The organism is Allosphingosinicella sp. (assembly GCF_059502505.1).
Map to the genome: position 1 here is coordinate 459,445 of NZ_JCACEU010000019.1, position 22,338 is coordinate 481,782.

Sequence of the window (22,338 nt, forward strand, 5' to 3'; positions counted from 1 at the left end):
AATCGGGAACGGCTCAGCCGCCCAGATAGTCGTCCGCTGCGCCGCCGATCGGCATGCCGGGCGGCACCTGGGGCAGTCGCCGCGGCTCTGCCAGCGCCTTGTCCAGCGCTTCGCGATCGGTGAGCAGACGGGCAAGGCCGCGGCTCCAGTCCCGCTCGGCCTCGTTGCCGGGCCGCTTGGCGAGCTCGGCACCAAGCCTGCGGAGCCGCTCGTCCAAAGCAAGGGCGAGGGGAGGGGACAAAGCCGGATCCCGCTGCACCCGGGCGAGCGCAAGCGCGGTCGTCGTGGCAACGCGCCGCTGCACGGCCCCGAGCGAACCCTCCGCCGCGGGTCGGAACACGGTGCCGATCAGCCGATCCAGCGTTTCGGCCGCGCCGAGCTGGGCCTCGTTAATCCGGTTCTGCTCGGCGAGCCGGTTCAGGCGGTCGGGTGCAAGCAAGGCGTTCAGCGTCACCATCGCGGCGGCATCGCTGGCGGCGAGGGGATCGAAGACGGGCCCCCCGGCGGTGCGGAAGATCTCGATCTCGAATTGGCGGTCGGGTGCGCCGGACCAGCCGGAGGAGAGATAGGGCAGGAGCCCCGCCGGCACCTGAAGCGCCTCCGGCGCAAGCGTCGCGAGCAGGCCTTCCAGGGCACGGCGCTGCAGACCTTCCTCAACCGGCGCGGCCGCTTCCGTGCCGTCACCACGCACTGCGTAGGTGAAGGTGACGCCGCCCACCAGCTTGGCTGCCGCTTCGACCTGGTAGCGGTGGAGCAGCCAGATCGGCACGAATTTGCGGCGGAGGTTCGCTGCGGGTTCGCCGGCGGCCAGCGCGCCGAGACCGAAGCGCTGCACGGCGGCGCGGCGGACGGCGAGCATCCGTTCCAGCTCCGCCGCAGGATCGGTCGCATCGTCCCAGAGGCTGCCCCACGGTTGCGCCGAGCCGAGCGGCCGCGCCTCATTGTCGCCGACGAAGCGCAGTCCTTCCGCGACCGCGGCGGAGGCTTTCTCGGCCGCCTCCGCTTCGCTGTCGCTGCCGTAGAGCCAGTCTACCACGAAGCCATCCCAGCGGCCGAGGCCGGCACCATAGGCATCGCTGAGATCCGGCGCGCCGTCGACCAGGCTGACGCGCGGCGCCGGATAGTCCATCACCGAGTAGCGGCCCTGGGTGCTGCCGGCGAAATTGTGGGCGAAACCCAACGCGTGGCCGACTTCGTGCGCGGCGAGCTGCCTGAGGCGGGCGAGCGAAGCCTGGATCGGGTCGTTCGGTCCGCCGCGGCCGACCTCGTCGGCGCCGACCAGTCCTTCGAAGATCAGCATGTCCTGCCGGACCCGGAGCGAGCCGAGCAGCACCTGGCCCTTGATGATCTCGCCGGTGCGGGGATCCTCGACAACCTGTCCGTACGACCAGCCCCGGGTGGCCCGATTGACCCAGTTGACGACATTGTAGCGGACGTCGAGCGGATCGATGCCTTCGGGCAGGATCTCGACCTTGAAGGCGTCGATGAAGCCCGCATCCTCAAAGGCTTGCCGCCACCAGCTCGTCCCTTCGTAGAGGGCGGTGCGGATCGGCTCCGGCGCCGAGCGGTCGATGTAGAAGGTGATCGGCTCCTTGACCCGCGAGCGTGGGGCGGACGGATCCACCTTCTCCAGCCGGAAGCGATTGGCCAGGTCATAGACGATCGGCTGCCCGAGCGGCGCCGCGTAATCGAGCACCTGCGTCCCAAAGGCGCCGGTGCGCGGGTCGAAGCGCAGCGGCTGATAGCCGGCATCGGGCAGCTTCACGAAGGAATGGCGGACGATGAAGGTGAGGTTGCCCGACGCAGGCGCGATATTGTTCACCTCGGCTCCGGGCTCGGACGAGACGAAGGTCTGCCGCGCCTCGAACTCCAGATTTTCGGGGAACGCCCTGACAGCGTTCGGGTCTGCCACCGTCAGCTCGCTGGAGAGCGCGAAGCCCTTCTCGCCGGCGCCTTTGAGCGCCTGGGTAATCCCCATCGCATCGCGGGTGAGGAAGGAGGCGATGTCGACCAGCACGCGCCCGTCCGCAGTCTCGGCCGCAACGTCGCCGGTCCAGAGCGTCGAGAAGGCGAACGACTCCCGCGCCGCCGCCTGCTCCGGCGCGGCGGCGTTGGTGGCGCGGAAGCGGGGGTTCTCCACCTCGACGACGACTTTCTTGCCGAGCCGCCGGAAGGCGATCAGCCGCGAGCCTCCGCTCAGGGCACGGTCGAGGCCGACCGGAGCTGCCCCGAGACCCGTTTTCAGCGCCGGGATATATAAATAACGGCCGAGGAGCCCCTCCCGGTCCGGCCGCGGCAGCGAAAGCAGGATGCGTCCGCCCTTTTGGTCGACATGGACCGGGAGCAGGCCCGTCTGCTGTTCCGTCCCGGCAAGCACGCTCCCGGCATCGGCGGCGGCGGCCGGAGCGGCGGCGCCTGTCGTCAGAAGCGCAAGGAGCAAGGCGGCGACGGGAGCTTTCATGATGGCAGAATACCTTTCCGGAGCCGTGCCTATCGCAGCCAAGCGAGGCCTGTCGAGCGGCAGAGGAGGCGACAGACCGTTTCTGCGCAGCGTTGTCTCGACTGTCATCCGAGGTTCATGTGCTTGTGACAATGTAACGTATCGTCTACCTGCCCAGCGACATCTCCCGGAGTTATGATGACCAAGCTCGCGTTGCTTTTCGCCACCACCTTCCTTGCCGCAGCGTCCGCTTCCGCACAGCAGGCCGCTGCCCCGCAGCCTTCGCCGCGCGACCCGCCGCGCGGGGAGGATCATTATCATGGTGAAGAAGAGCCCGGCATCGTCGTAACCGCCAATTTCGTGCGGGAGCTGGACATCCTCGCCGGCACATCGGTGCTGAGCGGCACCGATCTCGTCAGGGACCTCCGCCCGCAGATCGGCGATACGCTGGCGCGACTTCCGGGTGTCTCGGCCACTTCGTTCAGCCCTGGGGCGTCGCGCCCGGTGCTGCGCGGGTTTCAGGGCGAGCGCGTCCGCGTGCTGACCGACGGCATCGGCTCGATAGACGTGTCGAACACCTCCGCCGACCATGCGGTGACGATCGATCCGCTCACCGCCGAGCGCGTCGAGGTGCTGCACGGCCCGGCCGTCCTGCTGTTCGGCAGCCAGGCGATCGGCGGCGCGGTCAACGTGCTCGACCGCCGCATCCCGCGCCGCGTGCCGGACGAGCCGGTCCATGTCGACGTCATCGCCACCTACGGCTCGGCGGACAATGAGCGCAGCATCGGCGGCGGCGTCGACCTGCCAGTCGGCAAGAGCGGCCTCGTCGTCCACCTCGACGGCAGCTACCGCAATACCGACGACCGCGAGATCGGCGGTTTCCTGCTGTCGCCCGAGCTTCGTGCCGAGCAGCTCGAGATCGCCGCCGAAGAGGAAGAGGAGGGGCACGCCCAGGAAGCCGCCGAGGCTCGCGATCTCGCCGATGCCCGCGGCGTCATTCCGAACAGCGCTACCGAGACCAAGACCCTGGGTGGCGGCCTCGCTTATATCGGCGAGCGCGGCAATATCGGGGCGTCCGTCAGCTGGTTCGACAGCAATTATGGCGTGCCCACTCGTCCAGGCGCGCATCACCACCATGAGGAAGAGGGCGGGGAAGAAGGCGAGGAGGAAGGCCACGAGCATGGCGAGGAGCCGGTGACGATCGGTCTGGAGCAGATCCGCGCCGATCTTCGCGGGGAGCTCGAGCTCGGCAATGCCGCCAAGGACAAGCTTCGCGTCCGCCTTGCCTACGCGGACTACGATCATACCGAGTTCGAGGGAGAAGAAGTCGGCACCGTCTTCAAGACCGAGGGAATCGAGGGCCGGCTCGAGTATGTCCAAGGCGATCGCGACGGCTGGCGGGGCGTCACTGGCGCGCAATTCTTCAACCGTGACTTCGCGGCGATAGGCGCTGAGGCATTCGTCCCGCCCAATGACACCAGCCAATATGGCCTGTTCACCCTGCAGGAATTCCAGGTCGGCCGCGTCGAGCTCGAGGCCGCCGGCCGCTTCGAGCATACCGATGTCGCCTCCGACGCATTCGATATGTCACGTGATTTCAATGCCCTGTCGGCCGCCTTTGGCGCGGCCTATGACATCACCTCTCGGGTGAAGATCGGCGCCAACGTTTCACGCGCCGAGCGTGCGCCTTCGGCCGAGGAGCTCTTTTCCAACGGCCCGCACGTCGCAACCCAGGCGTTCGAGCTCGGCGATCCGATGCTCAGGAAGGAGAAGAGCTGGGGCGCGGAGCTCTACGCGCGGGCCCAGACCGCGGACTATCGCCTGAGCGCCAGCCTCTTCGCCAATTGGTTTGACGACTACATCTTCCAGGCCGCGACCGGCGAGGAAGAGGACGAGCTCCCGGTCTTCCAATATTTCCAGCGGGATGCGCGCTATTATGGCTTCGAGGTCGAGGCCTCGGCGACGCTCTACAGGAGCGACGGCTTGCGCATCGTGGGCGATCTCGTCTCGGATTATGTTCGCGCGACGATCAGGGAAGGCAACGGCCCGGTGCCGCGCATCCCGCCGCTCCGCGTCCTCGCCGGGGTGGAGGCGCAGACGGAAAAGGTGGATGGTCGCATCGAGGTCGAATGGACCGCTGACCAGGACCGCGTCGCGACCTTCGAAAATCCGACCGACGGCTTCACCACGGTCAATGCGTCGCTGGCGTGGCGGCCGTGGGGCAAGAGGAACGGCACCGCCATCCTGCTCTCCGCCAACAATATCTTCGACGTCGAGGCCCGCCGTCACGCCAGCTTCACGAAGGATTTCGTGCCGCTCGCCGGCCGTGACATCCGCCTGGGGCTGCGCGCGACCTTCTAGGGCGGGCTCAATCCTCGAACGGCTCCACGATCGTCCGCTGTCCGAGCAGGAACGCGTCGGCTGAGAGGCGCAGCGGCCGCACGTCGACGTGCGAACGGCGCTCGTCGATCAGGTCGATGAACTCGCCATACAGCGCGGGATATTCGTCGGGACCTTCGGTGGTGCGCGGCTCGCCATCCACTTCCAGCCGGCCGCCGCCTTCCAGCAGCGTCACCCTGGTTCCCGTGTCGGTCCGGATGTCGATCGTCCATGACTCGCCGGCGCTGTAACTCCAGTCGAACACGACCGGCATTGCGGCATCCGCGGCGGGGCTGGCGAGCGTGAGGTTGGCTGCGATCGGCGTCTGCCGGTTGGCCGGGAAGAACAGCTCCGCCTCTCGCACGAAAAGGTTGCCCGGGAAGATCCTGGTCAGGATCGACAAGGCGTTGATGCCGGGGTCGAATACGCCGAACCCGCCAGGCTCCCAGATCCATTGCTGGCCGGGATGCCACTTGCGCACGTCCTCCCGCCAGGCGACCTCCATCGAGGCGATCCGCTGCCCCGCGAGCAGCTCGGCCGCGGCGGTGACGGCAGGGTTGGCCTGCGCGTGCCAGGTCGTGAAGAGCGTGAGTTGCTTGCCTTCTGCGATGCAGGCGAGATCCTCGATCTCGCCGAGCGTCACCGCCGGCGGCTTTTCGAGCAGGCAGTGCAGCCCCGCCTCAAGGCAGTCGCGGGCAATGTTGTAGCGCACCGAAGGCGGCGTGCAGATCGCGACGGCGTCCAGGTCGTCCACCTGGCGCAGCATCTCGTGATGGTCGCGGAAGCAAGGCCGGCCCTCCGCGCCCGTCCCCTGGCGACTGGTGGTGGCGGCAAGCTCCAGCCGGTCGTGGAGCGCGATCGAGGGGACGTGCTGGTCCTTCGCAATCTTGCCGAAGCCGATGATCGCGACGCGGAGCGGCCGCATCAGCGCAGGCCCTCGATATAGGCCTGCGCCTGCATCCGCACCTGGTCCGGCGTCTGACCCGGCTTGTAGATGCCGGAGCCGAGCCCGAAGCCCCGCGCGCCTGCGTCGAGGTAGCCGCGCATGTTGCCCGGCGTAATCCCGCCGACGACGAGCAGCGGGATGTGCTTCGGCAGCACCGCAAGCTGCCCCTTTACCACCGCCGGGGAGGCGGCCTCGGCCGGGAACAGCTTCAGCGCATGGGCGCCGGCGCGCACCGCCTCGAACGCCTCGGACGGCGTGTAGTAGCCGGGCGCCGAGACCAAGCCCGCCTTCACCGTCGCTTCAATCACTGGCGCATAGGTGTTGGGAGAGACGATCAGCTTGCCGCCGACGTCCGCCACCCGCTGCACATCGGCTGGATCGAGCACCGTTCCCGCCCCGATCAGTGCACGGTCTCCCAATGCGCCCGCGAGCAGGCGGATGCTCTCGAAGGGCTCCGGCGAATTGAGCGGTACCTCGATGATGCGGATCCCCGCCTCGTGGAGCGCCTCGCCGATGCCTATGGCCTCAGGCGGCGTCACGCCGCGGATGATCGCCACCAGCGGACAGTGGGAGAGCCAGCGATCGAGCGTCTCGGATGGAGTCATTGGATCAGCTCCGCCAGATGCCGGCATCCTGCCAGAAAGGCTTCTTCCCCGTCCACCTCGCGCGATGCCCGTCCGGCGACGCGCAAGGCGGCGGCGTAGAGCCGGGTCAGCTCCGGCCGGCCCATTACGACGATCTCTCCCGCCGGCGCGGTGGCGAGGCCGATCCGCACGTCGGTGCCGATCAGGATTCCGCTGGTATAGGAGGCCGCGCTCTCGCGCGGCGCCTGGCCGAGCAGCACGCGGGCCCGCACCGAGAAGAGCTCTGCCGGGAGGTCAGGATAGGTGAGACAGTGCCGCACCCCCGCCTCGAAAGCCTCGTCGGCCTCGGCCGGCGCGGCCAGAAGGTCGGCGAGGATGCTGTGCTCCTTCAAGAGGCTGAACAGCTCGCCCGTCATGATCGTACGAAACGACGTGATCCGCCCGTCCTCCAGCCGGATCCACTTGTTGTGCGTGCCGGGATGGCAGACGGTCGCGCTCGCCGGCACCAGTCCCTCGCCATAGGCGCCGAGGATCTGCACCTCCTCGCCCCGCATCACGTCAGCGCGCCCGTCGCCGAGGAAGGAGACCCCGGGGACGATCGCGATCCGATCCTTCACCACCCATTTCAGGTTCTGCGCGAGCTCCGGCAGGCCGGCGGGGCAGGGGACGTAAGGTGCCTCGACCCAGCCGCGGTTGGAGCCGATCATCCCCGCCATCAGGAGGGGCCGTTCGCCGAGCCGGCCCTTCAGCTCCGCCACCGCCGCGTCGAAGCCATGATGGCCGACCGCGAGGATGCCGCGATCGTCCTCCATCTCGTCGGTCATGCGTCCGCCGGGTTCGATCAGATAGCCGCGCCGGTTGGTCGTCCCCCAATCGACGGCGATGAAGCTCTCCCAGCGCATGCCCTTCCTCTCGTCTCGTGTCCCAACGCTTTGCGCGGCGGCTCGGGCCGTCTATCGGGAATGGCATGACAGAGAGCAAGACGGTGGAATGCATCGCGGACGTGAAGGCGGTGCTGGGCGAGGGACCGGTCTGGGTGGCGCGGGAAGGTGCCGTCTACTGGGTCGACATCAAGGGCTACAAGGTGTTCCGCTACACCGTCGCGAGCGGCGCGTTGAAGACCTGGAACACGCCCTACCGCGTCTGCTCGCTTGCCCCCCGCGCGCAAGGCGGCTTCATCGCCGGCACTGAGGACGGCTTCTCCAAGGTCGACCTCGCCGAGGACCGGTTCATCCCGCTGGGTAATCCCGAGCCCGACCGGGTGAGCAACCGCTTCAACGACGGCGTGCTCGATCGCGAAGGGCGCTTCTGGGCGGGCACGATGGACAATGACGAGCGGCAGGCCTCCGGCGCGCTCTACCGCCTCGACGCGGACCGCAAATGGACTCGGATCGACGACGGCTACCGCGTCACCAACGGTCCCGCTTTCAGTCCCGACGGCCGCCTCATGTATCACAACGACTCGGCGCGGCAGGTCACCTACCTGTTCGATCTCAGCGAGGCCGGAGAGGCCACTAACCGCCGGACCTTCCTCCAGTTCGGCGAGGGCGACGGCTATCCCGACGGGATGACCGTGGATGCCGAGGGGTGTCTGTGGATCGCCTTCTGGGACGGCTGGTGCATCCGCCGTTTCTCACCCGAGGGAGAGCGGATCGCGGAGTTCAAGGTCCCGGTCCAGCGGCCGACCAGCTGCGTCTTCGGCGGTCCCGGCCTCGACCGGCTGTTCGTCACCTCGGCCAGCATCGGCCTCACCAGCGATGAGAAAAAGGCCCAGCCTCAGGCCGGTGGATTGTTCCTGATCGAGCCTGGCGTCACCGGCCTCGCGGACACGCCGTTCGCAGGCTAGCTCTCAGAAGAAAGTCGCGAAATCGCCGCGGTCATGGCGCAGGAGGAAGATCCCTCCGCCAATGATGAACCCCAGCAACTGCGACGCTATGATCGCGATCATCTGCCGCTCCTTGCCCGAAGAGCCGGGCGATCGAGTGCTGACCTACCCCTAGCGGAAAATGGTTGGCGCCCGGTTAACCAGGCGAAACGGGGCCTGCTTCGAGCCGGACGAGGCGCCGGTCAGGAAACTTTCTGCATCGCAACTCTTTCTTAGGGCAGCCTGCGCCGGCTGGACCGGACGCCGGTTCACGTTAGAGAGCGGGTGGCAAGAGGAGGGTCCTATCGCCAATTTCATGTTCGCGACCGGGATCGAGAACAGCATCCCGACGATCAACAACGGCCGCACCCGTGTCGACCAGATGGAGGTCTGCGGCCATTATGAACGCTGGCGCGAGGACTTCGACCTCACCGAGGATCTCGGCATCCACTATCTGCGCTACGGCCCGCCGATCCACCGCACCTTTCTGGCACCGGGCAAATATGACTGGGAGTTCGCCGACATTACCTTTGCGGAGCTGAAGCGCCGCGACATCACCCCAATCGTCGACCTCTGTCACTTCGGCGTGCCCGACTGGATCGGCAATTTCCAGAACCCTGATTTCCCCGCCCAGTTCGCCACCTATGCCGGCGCCTTCGCCGACCGCTTTCCGTGGGTGCAGGTCTACACCCCGGTCAACGAGATGTTCATCTGCGCGATCTTCTCGGGAAAATATGGCTGGTGGAACGAGCAGGGGAAGACCGACCGCACCTTCGTCACGGCGCTGAAGCACATCGTCAAGGCGAACGTGCTGGGGATGACGGAGATACTGAAGCGGCGGCCGGACGCGATCTTCATCCAGTCCGAATCCTCCGAATATTTCCATGCCGACAGCCCGGCTGCGATCGGCCCGGCCGAGAAGATGAACTCGCGCCGCTTCCTCAGCCTCGATCTCAATTACGGCCGCCGCGTCGACAGCGAGATGTACGAATATCTGATGGATAACGGGATGACGCGGGAGGAGTATCATTTCTTCCTGCATCACCGGCTGAAGCAGCACTGCATCCTGGGTAATGACTATTACTGGACGAACGAGCATCGAGTCCACGCCAACGGCATGACCGAAGCATCGGGCGAGGTGTTCGGTTATACCGAGATCACCCGCCAATATTACGACCGCTACCGGCTGCCGGTCATGCACACCGAGACCAACATGCGCGAGGGACCGAAGGGCGACGAGGCCGTGCAGTGGTTGTGGAAGGAATGGGCGAGCGTGCTGCGCCTCCGCAACGACGGCATCCCGACAGTCGGCTTCACCTGGTATTCGCTGACCGACCAGGTCGATTGGGATACCGCGCTTCGAGAGCAGAACGGCAACGTCAACCCGCTCGGCCTCTACGATCTCGACCGCAACATTCGTGCGGTGGGCAAGGCCTACAAGCAGCTGATCAGCGACTGGCGCGACGTTCTCCCAGCGCAGAGCCTCTGCCTGTCGGTTCCGATCGTTCCTCCCAGCCAGGCGGACAAGCTCCACGCGCTCCGCCAGCAGGTCGAGGCGGCAAATCTCAACGAGCGGCAATCGGCGCAACCCGCCAGCCCCGAAGTCGGCTAGGAGACGAATTGATGAAGATCGGCCGTATCGAGACCTTCTACGTGCCGCCGCGCTGGCTGTTCGTGCGGGTCGAGACCGAGGACGGCGCCGTCGGCTGGGGCGAAGCGAGCCTCGAAGGCTGGGCGGAGGCGGTGGACGGCACCTTCGAGGCGTTGCGCGACCGCTTCATCGGCCATGATGCGCGGCGGATCGAAGACATCTGGCAGGTCGCCTATCGCGGCGGCTTCTACCGCGGCGGACCGGTGCTGATGTCCGCCCTTGCCGGTCTCGAGCAGGCGCTGTGGGACCTCAAGGGTAAGGCCGTCAGCCTGCCGGCGTGGGAAATGCTCGGCGGCAAAGTCCGCGACAAGATACGCGCTTACGCCTGGATTGGCGGCGACCGCCCGCACGAGATTGCCGACGCAGCCAGGGCGCGGCGGGACCAGGGTTTCGGCGCGGTGAAGATGAATGCCACCGCCGAACTCGACTGGATCGGCACGCCCAAATTGTTCGACGAGGTGATCGCCCGGGTCCAGGCGGCGCAAGAAGCGGGGGTGGATGTGGGCCTCGACTTCCACGGCCGCGTCCACCGGCCGATGGCGAAGCAGCTCGCCAAGGTGCTGGAGCCTTTGGGGCTGCTCTTCATCGAGGAGCCCTTGCTGTCGGAGAATCACGAAGGCCTTGCGCAGATCGCGGGGCTGGTCAGCACCCCGATCGCACTCGGCGAGCGGCTCTACACGCGCTGGGACTTCAAGCCGTTCTTCGAGAACCGCGCGGTCGACATCATCCAGCCGGACCTCAGCCACGCCGGCGGCATTCTTGAATGTCGCAAGATCGCGGCTATGGCGGAGGCCTATGATATCGCCGTCGCGCCGCATTGCCCGCTGGGGCCGCTGGCGCTCGCCGCCTGCCTCCAGCTCGCCGCCTGCACGCCCAATGTGGCGATCCAGGAGATGAGCCTCGGCATCCACTATAATGTCGGGCACGATCTGCTGAACTTCGTCACCAACCAAGACGCGCTGTCGCCGGTCGACGGCTATCTGCCGATCCCGGAGGCGCCGGGCCTTGGCGTCACCATCGACGAGGAGGCCGTCCGCGAGGCGCACAAGGACCGTCACCGCTGGCGCAACCCGATCTGGCGCCAGCCGGACGGCAGCTTCGCGGAATGGTGAAAAAGCAAGAGCGGCGCACCCGAGGGCACGCCGCTCTTGCTGGCATTGCTCAAATGACGCTTAGGCGACGATCCGCAGCCGGCGCGAGCGGTTGCGCGGAACCCGGCATTCGACGCCGAGCTCTTCCTGCAGCCTCGACAGCTCACGCTCACGAGATTCGCGATAGGCGTCGGCGTAACGCGCGTCGCACTCCGCTTCTTCGTGGGTCTGCGGCCGATAGAAGGAGATGGACAGCTGGCGGCCGAAAATATCGTCGCCCTTCATCTTCACTTCCGCATCGGACTTGTCGGGCAGGCTGTCCCGCACCGCCGTCAGGCGCTGGATCAGTTCGTCCAGCGTCCCGTAATCCTTGATCTCGATAAAATCCTTGACGAGTCTACTCATACAAACCCCTCCCGAACCCCCGGAGACCTAAATACCTTGCGCCCGAATCCCGAAGCAACCGTTAACTTGGATTTATCCACAGGCCTCTTTTCATGTCGCTGAACGGGACGGTTAAGAATGATTAACAATGACGAACGAAAGACTGTCCGATTGGTCGGCAAATCGCTTGCACTCGAGCTGGCGCCCTGGCTCGGCGGCAGCATTGCAAGGATGGATTACGTAGCGGAAGGCGGCGTGGCGCCGGTCCTTAGGGGTGCGGAGGGGCAGCCGCGGAGCGTGCTCGACACCGGCAGCTTCCCGCTCGTGCCCTATTCCAACCGGATCCGCGGGGGCCGCTTCTTTTTTCGCGGGCGTGACGTAAAGATCGCACCCAACATGGCCCCTGATCCCAGCCCACTGCACGGGCAGGGGTGGCTGGCGCCCTGGGAGGTCGTCTCCTCCAGCGAGTCGGCCGCCGAGCTTCTGTTCCGGCACGAACCGGGCGAATGGCCCTGGCGCTACGAGGCGCGGCAGCTGTTCGAGCTCACGGCAGCGGCGCTCGACATTCGCCTCAGCTGCCGGAACCTTTCGGACGAGCCGATGCCCTGCGGCCTCGGCCAGCATCCTTATTTCCACTGCACCCCCGAGACGCGGCTCGATACCGAAGTGGAGGGCGCTTGGACAATCGACGAGAATGTGCTGCCGACCGGGCGCGTTCCCGCCACCGGCCGCTACGACCTGCGCGACCGCCTCGTCTGCGGTCAGGACCTCGATCACGGCTTCGACGGCTGGGGCGGCCGCGCGGTCATCCGCACGCCGGGGGTCCCTTTCGCAATCGAGATGTCGTCGCCGGACGCATGCTGCTTCCAGCTCTATTCGCCCGGCAGCGGCGGGATCTTCGTGGCCGAGCCCGTCACGCACACCAACGCCGCACTGAATGCGCCGGAGGAGGAGTGGGAGGCGCTCGGCTTTCAGGTCCTGGGACCAGGCGAGGAGATGGCCCTCCACGCCCGCATCGCCGTCCTACCCGCGTAGGAAGGCCCGCACTTCCTCGGCGAAGCGTTCCGGCGCGTCCCACATGATGAAGTGGTAGGCGTCCGGTATCCGGGTCAGCCTGGCCTGCGACACCGCCGCGTAGGACGCCTTGTAATAGGCGTCCATCTGCTCGTCGGTGATCGGGGCGGCGGGGGAGCGGACGTAGAGCACCGTCACCGGCACCTTGATGTTCCCAAGCTCCGGCCGGAGGTCGGTGGTGATCAGCTCGTGCATCGACCGGGCCGACATGCCGGCATCGCTATCCATGCTCTGCTTCACCGCCTCGGCGCGTCGGTTCTCCGTCTTGATCATCGTGGCAATTGTGGCTGCGATGACCTGTTCACGCGCGGCGCCGCTGCTCGCCGCCATCCGGTCCCGGATCTGGTCTGCGACCGGGCGGATGCTCTCGGGAGTCGTGCCCGGCGGACCGAACATGGCGCCCATGAAGGGCAGCATGTCGACGATCATTGCCCGGGAGACGGCCTCCGGATGCCGTGCCGCGACTGCCATGGCGATCCAGCCGCCCATCGAATGGCCGATGATCGCAGGCCGCTCGAGCCGTGTCTCCGCGATGTAGCGCGCAATTTCCTCCGCTACGGGTGCTGCGACCGGACCCGCACTGTTGCCGCCGATCGCGGTGCCGCCGAAGCCGTTCATCTGCACGAGATGATAGCGATAGCCCGGCACCGCCGCGACGGTCTCCCGCCAGACGTCGCGCGAGGAGCCGAGCCCGTGCACCAGCACCACGTCCGGTCCGCTGCCCTGGGTGACGACCGAGATGCGGTCGGACTGGAAGCTCTGCCCCCCTGCCGCCATCGGCCCCGCGCAGCTCGCCGCGAGCAACGCCGCTGCGACGATGAATTGCCGTCTCTTCATGCCACTCCCCTATACCAGTCGCGGTTGAGGCGCCCTGCTGCGAAGAAATAGAGCAAAGAGCTCAGCAGGTAGAAGCCGAGCCCGTAAAGTATCGAATACTGCAGCGCATCCTCACCGTGAAGCGGCGTCATGGTGTCGGACATGAAGCCCAGGAAGAAAATGCCGAAGCCGATCCCGATCAGGTTGTTGATGAACAGGAAGCTCGCGGATGACGTCGCCCGCATGTTCGGTGGAACGATGTGCTGCACCGCCGCGATCACCGGCCCCAGCCAGGCGAGCGCCAGCATCTGGCCGATCGCGAACATGATCCACGCGATCGTCAGCGACGGCGCGAACAGCCCGATGGCGAAGGCGGGAGCGGCGATCAGGAAGCATATTGCCGGAATGAGGGCATAAGCGGCCGGGCGCTCGGCGCCGGTGCGGTCGCCGATCCAGCCGCCGAGCCAGGTCCCTGCGATGCCGCCGACCAGGACGATCGATCCGTAGAACCAGCTCACTTCGATCAACTCCAGCCCGAAGCTGCGGGAGAAGAAGGAGGGCAACCAGAAGATCAGGCCGTAGCCGAGGATCGATCCGGAGGCCGCGCCGAAGGAGAGCAGCCAGAAGCTCGGCGTGCGCGCCAGCGTTGCGGCGACGGTGAGGAAGGGCGGGGCGCCCGCGCTCGCGCTGCCGTCAGCGGTGTCGTAGCCTCCCCGGACGGGTTCCCTGATGCCGATCTTCACCAGCAAGGCCGCCGGCAGGCCGGCAAGGCCGACGATGAGAAAGGCCGAGCGCCAGTCGAGGTTGCTGGCGATCCATCCGCCGAAGAAGACGCCCATCGCCGACCCGATCGGGATGCCGAGAGAGAAGAGGGCGAGCGCCCGCGCCCGCCGTTCCTTCGGGAAGAAGTCCGAGATCAGGGCATAAGAGGGCGCGACGCCGCCCGCCTCGCCGATGCCGACGCCCATGCGGGCGAGAAACAGATGCCAGAAATTCTGAGCAAGCCCGCACAAGGCCGTAAACAGGCTCCACAAAGCGACCGAGAAGGCGATGATGTTGACCCGGCTCTTCCGGTCCGCGAGCCACGCCACCGGAATGGCGATGCCGCTGTAGAAGAGCGCAAAGGCGAGCCCGCCCATCAGGCTCAATTCGGTGTCGCTGAGTTGCAGCTCCGCTTTGATCGGCACCGCGAGGATGCCGATGATCTGCCGGTCGATGAAGTTGAAGATATAGGCGAGGAGCAGGATGGCGAGCACGCGCCCGCCACCCGTCGATCTCGCGTCGTTGCTCCTCGCCATTGCGCTCCCTTAGAAGTTCAGGCCCAGCGAGAGGAAGACCTGCCGCGGATTGCCGTAGAAGGCCGTGACGACGCCCTCGCGGCCGAGGCTCGGCGTGACGTTGCCCTGGGCGTTGACGATGGGCTGGCCGGTCGTCGCATCGACGGTCAGGAACTGATAGCCCGACGTCCTATACTGCTTGTCGGTGATGTTCTTGGCGTGCAGGCCGATCGTGTAGCGGTCGTTGTCGCTGGTCCAGACGATGCTGGCATCCCACAGGGCATAGCCGGGCTGATCGAGGAAAGGGCTCGGCGTCTCGAACTGGAAGGTCTTGCTCCGGTAGGAGACGGTTGTGCTCGCATTGAGATCGCCGGTGCCGACTGGGGTCGCATAATCGAGCGTGCCCGACAGCGTCCATTTCGGTGTGTTCTGGATGCGGCGGAAGTCCGAGACGTCCGTCGCAACGCCGCCGACGGCGGTGATGAACTCATCATATTGCGCGTCGAGATAGCCCAAGGTGCCCGCAAAGTTCAGGCGTGAGCCGGGTCCGGTGAGATCGCGCGCCAATGTGGCGACGAGCTCGGTCTCGATCCCCTTGAAGCTCGCCGCGCCGGCATTCTCGGTGATGCCGCAGAAGGTCGGGATCCCGTTGACGACGCAGCCCACCGATCCCGGCACCTGCACGTCGGTGTAATCGGCGTAGAAGCCGGCGATTGCGAGGCGCAGACGGCGGTCGAACAAGGACGCCTTGTAGCCCAGCTCATAGCTGTCGACCTTCTCCGGATCGAACAGGAAGAATTCGAAGATGTCCTCCTCGTCGATGATGCCGTTGCCGTTGGTGTCGCCCGCCTGCGGCGAGTTGGCGCGCGGATCGAAGCTGCCGCCTTTGAAGCCCTTGGAATAGCTGGCGTAGAAGGTGTGCTCGTCGGTCGGCTCGAAGGTGATCGACGCGCGCGGCGTGAACTCCTTGAAGGTTTTCTCACCCGCGAAATTGGAGACGAGGGCGCCAAGCTGAACTCCGGCGCCGCCAAGTTCGGGCGAAGCACCGCCGATCAAATTCTTCTTGACCACGACCGAGCTGCGCTTGTCATTCGTGTAGCGGCCACCGAGCGACACCGAGAGCTGCGGCGTGAAGCGATAGGTGAAGTCGCCAAACACTGCCCATGTCTTGGTGTCCACATCGCCGAAGGTCGAGGCGGTGAAGCCTGGCGCGCCGATCAGCGCGCCTGTCGTAGCGAGGATCACGTCGAAGATATTGTTTGCGTTGGCGTCCAGATAATAAGCGCCAGCCACGCCCTGCAGGCTCTCGCCTTCGTACAGGATCTGAAATTCGTTCGAGAACTGCTTGTTGCGGTAAATGGCGGGCACGTCGACGTCGGCGGCGGGCAGGGCGTCGAAGTCGATCGAGGTCGCCGTCCGGTCCTTGCGATAGGCGAGGATGTTCTTCAGCGTCACCTCGTCGCTGACCCGTGCCTCAAAGCGCAGCGCGCCGCCATAGGATTCAATATCCTGCTTGGGCGTATTGAGCCCGGCGCGCGTGTCGTAGACGTCCTCCAGCACCGGCGTGTTGGTCAGGCGGCTGGTGATCAGCCGATGGCCGTTGCGCGGCAGCGAATTGTCCTTCGTATAGTCGCCCGACAGGCGCACGAAGATGTCCGCATTGGGTTCGATCTCGATCGTGCCACGGCCCGCCCACACGTCGCGATTATAATTTTCCAGGCCGGTCGTGAGGTTGTCGCCGAAGCCGCCGCGGCTGAGCCGCGCTACCGAGGCGCCGACGCGGGCATATTGCGACAGCGGCGTGCTGGCGCTGGCGATCACGTCCACCTGCTCATAGGTGCCGAGGTTGGCGCGGACGCGGACATCCGTCTCATCGGCATCGAGCCGCCGCGTCACATATTTGATCGCGCCGCCGATCGTGTTGCGGCCGTAGAGCGTGCCTTGCGGACCGCGCAGGACCTCGATCCGCTCGACGTCGTAAATGTCGAGCACCGCCGCCTGCGGGCGATTGAGATAGACATCATCGAGATAGAGACCGACGCCCGCCTCGAAGCCGGCGACCGGGTCCTGCTGGCCGACGCCGCGGATGAAGGCGGTAAGTGTGGTGTTGGTGCCGCGCGACACCTCCACCGTCACGTTTGGCGTCGTGTCGGAGATGTCGGTGACGTCGAGCGCCCCTGACCTTTCCAGCGCCTCGCCCGAATAAGCGGTGACGGCGATCGGCACGTCCTGCAGGCTTTCCGCGCGGCGCCGGGCCGTGACGACGATGTCGGGGTCCTGGGTTGCACCCTGACCCTCGAGCGCCTCATTGGCGGCGGCGGCCTGCTGCTCGTCGGAGACGGCAGTGCCGGCTGGTTGCTCCTGCGCGAAGGCGGGCGCGGCGGTGAGAGCGGCAAAGGCGGTGCCGATCCTGAGGGCGGTGGTGATGCAGGTGCGGGCCATGGAGTCTCTCCTGTTCAAGCAATCGTTTCGGTGTGGCGGACGGGCGGCAGGCTCGCCGCGAAATCACGGATGGTGGCGTTGAAGAGCTCCGGCTCTTCCATGTGCGGGGCATGACCGGAGCGCTCGAAGGTGACGATGCGGGCCTCGGGCAGCGTGTTGGCGAGGTGCCTGGCCGTGTCCGGGCCATAAAGCTGGCTCTTGCCACCGTGCACGATCAAAGTCGGCTGACGGATGCCGGGCAGTTTTGCCCTGTCGTCGGTCGCCACCAGCGACGCCCAGACCGCGCTCATTGCGCCGGGGTCGTTCAGGGCGAATTGTTCGCCGGCCCAGGCGGCGAGTTCACGCTTTCCGTCTTCGACCGGCTGCGCAAAGATATTCTGTCCGGCAGTCAGGGCGAAACCGCGATAATCGGCGCGGATCGCTGCCGACCGCGCCTCGCAGGCTTCCGGCGAGAGACCAAGCTGCCAATCGCCGCTGTTCAGCACGCGTGCCGTCATGTCGACGATGACGGCGCCGGCGAAACGGGAGGAAGCGGGGCCTGTCAGAACGCCCCAAAGGACGGAGGCGCCGAGCGACCAGCCGATGCCGATCGCCCCTTGAAGATCGAGATGCTCCGCCAGCTCCGAAATGTCGGCTGCGATCTGTTCGACGCCGGGCCGCTGGTTCTCGCCGCGCGACGCCCCGTGGCCGCGCAGGTCGATCGAGATCAGGCGGAAGTCCGACGCGAGCGACCGCTGCGTCTCGAAAAAACCCCGATGCGCCATTAGACCATGAAGGAAGAGGAGCGGACGACCGCTTCCGCTCTCCTCGTAGGCGATCCGCGCGCCATCCCTAGCCGAAAACTGCTTCAAGCAACCCCCTCAATCGTCCTTGTCTGAGAAGGCTCGATCAGGTGCTGCTCTTTCACGAAATGAAAGTTGAGTCAATGTTCAACTTTGCGCGGCTTCCCTACAGCCGCATTCCCAAGCATGGTGGCAGCCGTTGGCGAGTCGCGGGGGAGAGATGTCCGGAACAGGAGCGCACGGGAGGTGTGCATCGCCCGAGGAGATCGTGAACTTCAGGTCCGCTCAATGGCTGGGCTGAGGGCTGCCGAAGCTGTCGACAAGACGCCTCGGACCGAGCGCGGACGCAAGACCCTGCGCCGCCTTCTCGAAGCAGCGGCGGCTGAGTTCGGTGAGCACGGCTTCCACGAGGCGGCGATTACCGGCATCACCCAGCGCGCCGGCGTCGCGCTCGGCACCTTCTACACCTATTTCGAGAGCAAGGAGGAAGTGTTCCGGGCACTTGTCCGCGACATGAGCCACGCCACGCGTGCCCATGTCGCCGAGGCCGTGCGCGGAGCGCCCGATCGGATTGCGGCAGAGCGGCTCGGGCTGGAGGCGTTCATCGCCTTCACGCGCAAGCATCCCGAACTTTACCGGATCATCGAGGAGGCGCAGTTCGTCGCGCAAGACGTTTACCGCGAACATTACCTGACCTTCGTCGAGGGCTATAGCCGCAATCTCGCCGCCGCACGCCAGCGCGATGAGATTTCCGACGGTCCGGACGAGCCGCGCGCCTGGGCGCTGATCGGCATGAGCGTGTTCCTGGGCATGCGCTACGGGCTCTGGAACGAGGATCTGTCGCCCGCTGAAGTCGCGGACATCGCCATCGACCTCGTGTCGGAAGGGCTTCGCAAGCGATGAGTGCGGAATATCCGGACCTGATCAGCAAGCGGGCGGAGCTCGGGCCCGAACGCATCGCGCTTGAGGATTATTCCACCGGCCGCACGATGACCTATGCCGAACTTGATAGAAGGGCAGGGCAGGCGGCTTCGCTGATGCGAGCCCGCGGCGTCGTGAATGGCGATCGCGTTGCAATTCTGTGCCGCAATCGGATCGAATTCTTCGAGCTGCTGTTCGCTTGCGCCAAGCTCGGTACGATCCTGGTCCCGCTCAACTGGCGCATGCCTTCGGCGGAGCTCGACCAACTGATCGAGGATGCGGAGCCGAAGCTGCTCTTCTACGGCAGCGAGGATGCTTCGGCCGCGGCAACACTCCGGCGGGCCCCAACCTCGATCGGGCTCGATGAAGTTTATGAGGAGCTGCTCGCGGCGGCACCGGAGGGAAGCTGCCGCCGCCACTGGCCCGCCGACGGCATCTGGTATCTGCTCTACACGTCAGGAACGACAGGGCTGCCGAAGGGGGTCATCTATACGTTCCGCATGGCCATGGCGAACCACGTCAATATCGGCTCGGCGATCGACCTCAGCTCCACCGACAGCACGGCCAATTTCCTCCCGCTCTTCCACACCGCGGGCATCAACCTTCACAGCCTGCCGACCTTAATCGCCGGCGGCCGCGTCATCGTCGTGCCCGGTTTCGACGATGAGGCTCTGGTGCGGCTCCTTGAAGAGCGGCGGCTCACCACCTTTTTCGCCGTGCCCGCGGTCTATCAGTCGCTGCTGGAGCATCCCCGCTTCGCCTCCGCACCGCTCGATCATGTGCGTCACTGGGGCTGCGGCGGCGCGCCGCTGCCGGACCGTCTGGTCGAGCGCTATCGCGGCCTCGGCGTGCGCGTCTGCAACGGCATGGGCATGACCGAGACCGGGCCGACGGCATTCCTCGCCGATCCGTCCGACGCGTGGGACCGGATCGGCTCGGTCGGCAAGCCCCAGCTTCTCTGCAGCGTGCGCATCGTCGACGAGGAGGGAAGGGACGTCCCCGACGGCACCGACGGCGACCTGCTCTTCGCCGGCCCCGGCGTCACGCCCGGCTACTGGCGCAATGCGGAGGCGACGCGAGAGGCCTTCACGCCCGACGGCTGGCTCCGCTCCGGCGACATTGCGCGCCGCGACGAGGACGGCTTCTACTACATTGCGGGGCGGCGGAAGGAGATGTTCATCTCGGGCGGAGAGAATGTCTTTCCCGCCGAGGTCGAGAATGTCCTCTGCACCCATCCCGCCGTCGCGGAGGTCGCTGTGGTGGCGGCGCCGGACGAGCAATGGGGCGAGGTCGGCCGCGCCTTCATCCTGCCGATCCCCGGCGTCGCGGCTCTGGACTATGCCGAACTGGAGGCCTTCTGCCGCGCTCGCCTGGCTGGCTACAAGGTGCCCAGACGCTTCGAGATCGTCTCGGACTTTCCGCGCACGCCGGCCGGCAAGATCAAGAAGCACGAACTGGTCCAGGAACCGCCTGCGCTGCGGCTCATTGGAGCCGGATGATCAAGGCAATCCTGTTCGACGTCGACGGCACCCTCATTGACAGCAACGATCTTCACGCCGCCGCCTGGGGCGAGGCCTTCCGCCATTTCGGCGTCGACCTGCCGCACGAGGTAATCCGCTCGCAGATCGGCAAGGGAGGCGACAATCTCATCCCCGCCTTGCTCCCGCCCGACCTGGGGGAGGCGAAGAAGGACGAGATCGACAGCTTCCGCGGCGACTTGTTCAAGCGCGACTATCTGCCGCGGGTCGTGCGGTTTCCGGGTGTCCGCGCCCTGTTCGAGCGGATCGTGACTGACGGGAAGAAGATCGTTCTCGCCTCTTCGGCCAAGGGCGAGGAGGTCGATTTCCACCTGGGCGTGATCGGCGCAGCGGATCTCGTCCAGGCGACTACCTCCAAGGATGATGTCGAGCACAGCAAGCCCGATCCCGACATCTTCGCTGCCGCGCTCAGGAAGGTGGCGCCGCTCGGCCCGGAGGAGGTCGTGGTAATCGGCGACTCGCCCTATGATGTCGAAGCTGCCTGCAAGCTCGGCATCCGCACGATCGGCTTCAGGAGCGGTGGCTTTTCTGACGACGTTCTGCTCGGGGCGGGCGCGGCCGAGCTTTACGACGGCCCCGAGGACCTTCTCCTCCGTTACGAGCAGTCGCTGCTCGCTAGCGCGGAAGGAGCTGCTCCAGCGTGACCGGCCGGTAATCCCACGCATCCACCCCTATGTCGAACTGACGGGGGAGGGGCTTCAGCCTGCCATGGCTGTGGCCGTGCAGGTTGAGCGAGCGCTTGTGCTGCTGGTTCCAGCTCCGGAACGGGTAGTGACAAAGCACCAGCAGGCGCCCGTCGGCCTCGATCTCGGCATAATTCTGCACGCTCGCCCATCCCGCGGCCTCGCCGGTGCCAGGCGGATCGTTGTTGCCGCGGACGAGGTGCTTTCGGCCATGCAGCCTTGCCAGCAGGTCCGGCACATCGGCCGCCTTTCTGGCAAAGTCGCCGAGATGCCAGACCTCCTCCCCAGGCCCCACCGCCTCGTTCCACCTTTCCACCAGCGCCGCGTCCATCTCGGCGACCGATGCGAACGGCCGCTTGTGTATGTTCAGCGTCCGGTGATCGCCGAAATGGGTGTCGCTGGTGAAGAAGAGGGTCATTGCCCCCGCCGGCGTGCCTCCTCGATCGCAGCGGCGACTTCCTCGGTGGCCGTGTAGTGCACCATGTGGCCGGAGCCGTCGATCAGCACCAGCCTGCTTCCCGGCAGCGCCTCGTGCAGCCGCTCCGCCTGGTCAGCCGGATCGACCATCCTGTCGCCTGTGCCGGCAACGATCGTCACCGGCAGCTCGAGTTTCTCGAAGCGCTTGCTGAGCCTTGCCGCGGCCGGGATCATCAGCGCCGCCTCGGCCGCTTCCGCGCGGATCTGCGAAGGCCGCAGCGCCATGTCCATCGGAAAGCTCTCGAACTTGTCGGGCACCGGCGCCGGGCTGAACACCTTCTTGGCGACCGCCGGGCTCAGCGCCCGCCCGAGCAGTGGCGAAACCGTATAGCGCATCGCATCGCCGATGCCGGGGATTGCCGGCTGCGACGCGAAGAGGACATCGCCGCGTACGCTCGGATAATAATAGCCGCCGAGCAGCACGATACCGGAGGCGAGGCCGGGATTGTCCAGCGCCAGCGCCAGCGTCACCAGCGCGCCCCAGCTATGGCCGACGACCAGGGGCTTTTCGATGCCGAGCTCCTTCAGCGCGCCGGCGACGAGCGCGGCCTGTGCCTCGGCAGTCCAGACAGTCGAACGCGGGCGCTCGCTGTGGCCGAAACCGGGGCGGTCGAAGGCGATAATGCGGTGGGTCCGCGACAGGCGGTTGAGCAGCCCGCTCGCCACCCAATCCTCGATCATCGCGCCGTTGCCGTGCAGCAGCACGATCGGCGCGCCTTCGCCACGTTCAAGGTAGTGGAGACTCACTCCGTCCACTTCGATGAAGCGGCCGGCCGGCGGATTCCGCTCCTCGGCGCGCTTCGCCTGGCGCCGATTGTAAACCGCCGCGGCCCCCAGCGCAGCACCGGCGACAGCCGCGCCCGCACCCCATTTGAAGAGGCTGCCATGTACTTGCTCTGCTGCTGATTTCTTGCGGGTCTTCTGCTTCTGGTCCTGCATGTTCATCCTGACGTGTGGGAGGTTTCAGGGCGAACGATTGTGCAGTGCAA

At 66.3% G+C, this 22,338-nt stretch carries 19 protein-coding genes; 8 read left to right on the plus strand and 11 right to left on the minus strand.

Going from position 1 to position 22,338, the window contains the following annotated elements:
- Positions 1 to 13 precede the first annotated feature (13 nt).
- Positions 14 to 2,461 carry a zinc-dependent metalloprotease gene (locus AC5JBD_RS14800; protein ID WP_495722579.1) on the minus strand — a complete coding sequence of 816 codons (2,448 nt, stop codon included), beginning with the start codon at positions 2,459 to 2,461 and terminating at the stop codon, positions 14 to 16.
- Positions 2,462 to 2,638: 177 nt separating this feature from the next.
- On the opposite strand from AC5JBD_RS14800, the gene AC5JBD_RS14805 reads away from it, so the two are divergent.
- Positions 2,639 to 4,801: a TonB-dependent receptor gene (locus tag AC5JBD_RS14805; RefSeq protein WP_495722580.1), complete on the plus strand. Its 2,163-nt coding sequence runs from the start codon at positions 2,639 to 2,641 to the stop codon at positions 4,799 to 4,801.
- Positions 4,802 to 4,808: 7 nt separating this feature from the next.
- On the opposite strand, the gene AC5JBD_RS14810 is transcribed toward AC5JBD_RS14805, so the two are convergent.
- From AC5JBD_RS14810 to AC5JBD_RS14820, 3 genes are read right to left on the minus strand one after another with little or no spacing between them, the layout of a single operon-like run.
- The gene (locus AC5JBD_RS14810) at positions 4,809 to 5,744 is read right to left on the minus strand and encodes a Gfo/Idh/MocA family protein (RefSeq protein WP_495722581.1); all 936 of its coding nucleotides are present in this window, start codon (positions 5,742 to 5,744) and stop codon (positions 4,809 to 4,811) included.
- Positions 5,744 to 6,370, minus strand: coding sequence for a 2-dehydro-3-deoxy-6-phosphogalactonate aldolase (locus tag AC5JBD_RS14815; RefSeq protein ID WP_495722582.1), 627 nt, complete (start codon positions 6,368 to 6,370; stop codon positions 5,744 to 5,746). Before AC5JBD_RS14815 ends, AC5JBD_RS14810 begins: the two co-directional genes overlap by 1 nt.
- On the minus strand, positions 6,367 to 7,251 hold the full coding sequence (locus tag AC5JBD_RS14820) for a 2-dehydro-3-deoxygalactonokinase (RefSeq protein ID WP_495722583.1): 885 nt from the start codon (positions 7,249 to 7,251) through the stop codon (positions 6,367 to 6,369). The genes AC5JBD_RS14815 and AC5JBD_RS14820 overlap by 4 nt, the downstream gene beginning before the upstream one ends.
- A gap of 65 nt (positions 7,252 to 7,316) precedes the next feature.
- Here AC5JBD_RS14820 and AC5JBD_RS14825 point away from each other — a divergent pair, with 65 nt between their 5' ends.
- The 3 genes from AC5JBD_RS14825 (at position 7,317) to dgoD (ending at position 10,976) form a co-directional block, all read left to right on the plus strand.
- Entirely contained in the window at positions 7,317 to 8,195 is an 879-nt protein-coding gene (locus AC5JBD_RS14825; protein ID WP_495722584.1) for an SMP-30/gluconolactonase/LRE family protein, read from the plus strand.
- Between the two features lie 334 nt (positions 8,196 to 8,529).
- The gene (locus tag AC5JBD_RS14830; protein WP_495722585.1) at positions 8,530 to 9,825 is read left to right on the plus strand and encodes a family 1 glycosylhydrolase; all 1,296 of its coding nucleotides are present in this window, start codon (positions 8,530 to 8,532) and stop codon (positions 9,823 to 9,825) included.
- An 11-nt stretch (positions 9,826 to 9,836) separates the two neighbouring features.
- Positions 9,837 to 10,976, plus strand: coding sequence for a galactonate dehydratase (gene dgoD / locus AC5JBD_RS14835; RefSeq protein ID WP_495722586.1), 1,140 nt, complete (start codon positions 9,837 to 9,839; stop codon positions 10,974 to 10,976).
- A gap of 60 nt (positions 10,977 to 11,036) precedes the next feature.
- On the opposite strand, the gene AC5JBD_RS14840 is transcribed toward dgoD, so the two are convergent.
- Positions 11,037 to 11,360, minus strand: a complete 324-nt coding sequence (locus AC5JBD_RS14840; protein WP_495722587.1) for a hypothetical protein — start codon at positions 11,358 to 11,360, stop codon at positions 11,037 to 11,039.
- Between the two features lie 117 nt (positions 11,361 to 11,477).
- Here AC5JBD_RS14840 and AC5JBD_RS14845 point away from each other — a divergent pair, with 117 nt between their 5' ends.
- The gene (locus AC5JBD_RS14845) at positions 11,478 to 12,374 is read left to right on the plus strand and encodes an aldose 1-epimerase (protein ID WP_495722588.1); all 897 of its coding nucleotides are present in this window, start codon (positions 11,478 to 11,480) and stop codon (positions 12,372 to 12,374) included.
- Here the strand turns inward: AC5JBD_RS14845 and AC5JBD_RS14850 are convergent.
- Genes AC5JBD_RS14850 through AC5JBD_RS14865 form a run of 4 tightly spaced genes read right to left on the minus strand, consistent with a single transcriptional unit; the run spans position 12,363 to position 17,799 of the window.
- Positions 12,363 to 13,250 carry an alpha/beta fold hydrolase gene (locus AC5JBD_RS14850; RefSeq protein ID WP_495722589.1) on the minus strand — a complete coding sequence of 296 codons (888 nt, stop codon included), beginning with the start codon at positions 13,248 to 13,250 and terminating at the stop codon, positions 12,363 to 12,365. The two genes, AC5JBD_RS14845 and AC5JBD_RS14850, sit on opposite strands and share 12 nt — an antisense overlap.
- Positions 13,247 to 14,527, minus strand: coding sequence for a spinster family MFS transporter (locus AC5JBD_RS14855; RefSeq protein WP_495722590.1), 1,281 nt, complete (start codon positions 14,525 to 14,527; stop codon positions 13,247 to 13,249). The genes AC5JBD_RS14850 and AC5JBD_RS14855 overlap by 4 nt, the downstream gene beginning before the upstream one ends.
- A gap of 9 nt (positions 14,528 to 14,536) precedes the next feature.
- Positions 14,537 to 16,948: a TonB-dependent receptor gene (locus AC5JBD_RS14860; protein WP_495722591.1), complete on the minus strand. Its 2,412-nt coding sequence runs from the start codon at positions 16,946 to 16,948 to the stop codon at positions 14,537 to 14,539.
- A gap of 14 nt (positions 16,949 to 16,962) precedes the next feature.
- Complete coding sequence (locus tag AC5JBD_RS14865; protein WP_495722592.1) at positions 16,963 to 17,799, minus strand: alpha/beta fold hydrolase; 837 nt, start codon at positions 17,797 to 17,799, stop codon at positions 16,963 to 16,965.
- A 219-nt stretch (positions 17,800 to 18,018) separates the two neighbouring features.
- On the opposite strand from AC5JBD_RS14865, the gene AC5JBD_RS14870 reads away from it, so the two are divergent.
- From AC5JBD_RS14870 to AC5JBD_RS14880, 3 genes are read left to right on the plus strand one after another with little or no spacing between them, the layout of a single operon-like run.
- On the plus strand, positions 18,019 to 18,633 hold the full coding sequence (locus AC5JBD_RS14870; protein ID WP_495722593.1) for a TetR/AcrR family transcriptional regulator: 615 nt from the start codon (positions 18,019 to 18,021) through the stop codon (positions 18,631 to 18,633).
- Positions 18,630 to 20,150 (plus strand): class I adenylate-forming enzyme family protein, encoded by a 1,521-nt coding sequence (locus AC5JBD_RS14875; protein WP_495722594.1) that lies wholly within the window; start codon positions 18,630 to 18,632, stop codon positions 20,148 to 20,150. The genes AC5JBD_RS14870 and AC5JBD_RS14875 overlap by 4 nt, the downstream gene beginning before the upstream one ends.
- A complete protein-coding gene (locus tag AC5JBD_RS14880) occupies positions 20,147 to 20,833 on the plus strand; it encodes an HAD family hydrolase (protein WP_495722595.1) in 687 nt (228 codons plus the stop codon). The genes AC5JBD_RS14875 and AC5JBD_RS14880 overlap by 4 nt, the downstream gene beginning before the upstream one ends.
- Here AC5JBD_RS14880 and AC5JBD_RS14885 read toward each other — a convergent pair.
- Together AC5JBD_RS14885 and AC5JBD_RS14890 are read right to left on the minus strand one after the other, a co-directional pair.
- Positions 20,805 to 21,290 (minus strand): metallophosphoesterase family protein, encoded by a 486-nt coding sequence (locus AC5JBD_RS14885; RefSeq protein ID WP_495722596.1) that lies wholly within the window; start codon positions 21,288 to 21,290, stop codon positions 20,805 to 20,807. The two genes, AC5JBD_RS14880 and AC5JBD_RS14885, sit on opposite strands and share 29 nt — an antisense overlap.
- Positions 21,287 to 22,288, minus strand: a complete 1,002-nt coding sequence (locus tag AC5JBD_RS14890) for an alpha/beta fold hydrolase (protein WP_495722597.1) — start codon at positions 22,286 to 22,288, stop codon at positions 21,287 to 21,289. Before AC5JBD_RS14890 ends, AC5JBD_RS14885 begins: the two co-directional genes overlap by 4 nt.
- Positions 22,289 to 22,338 lie beyond the last annotated feature (50 nt).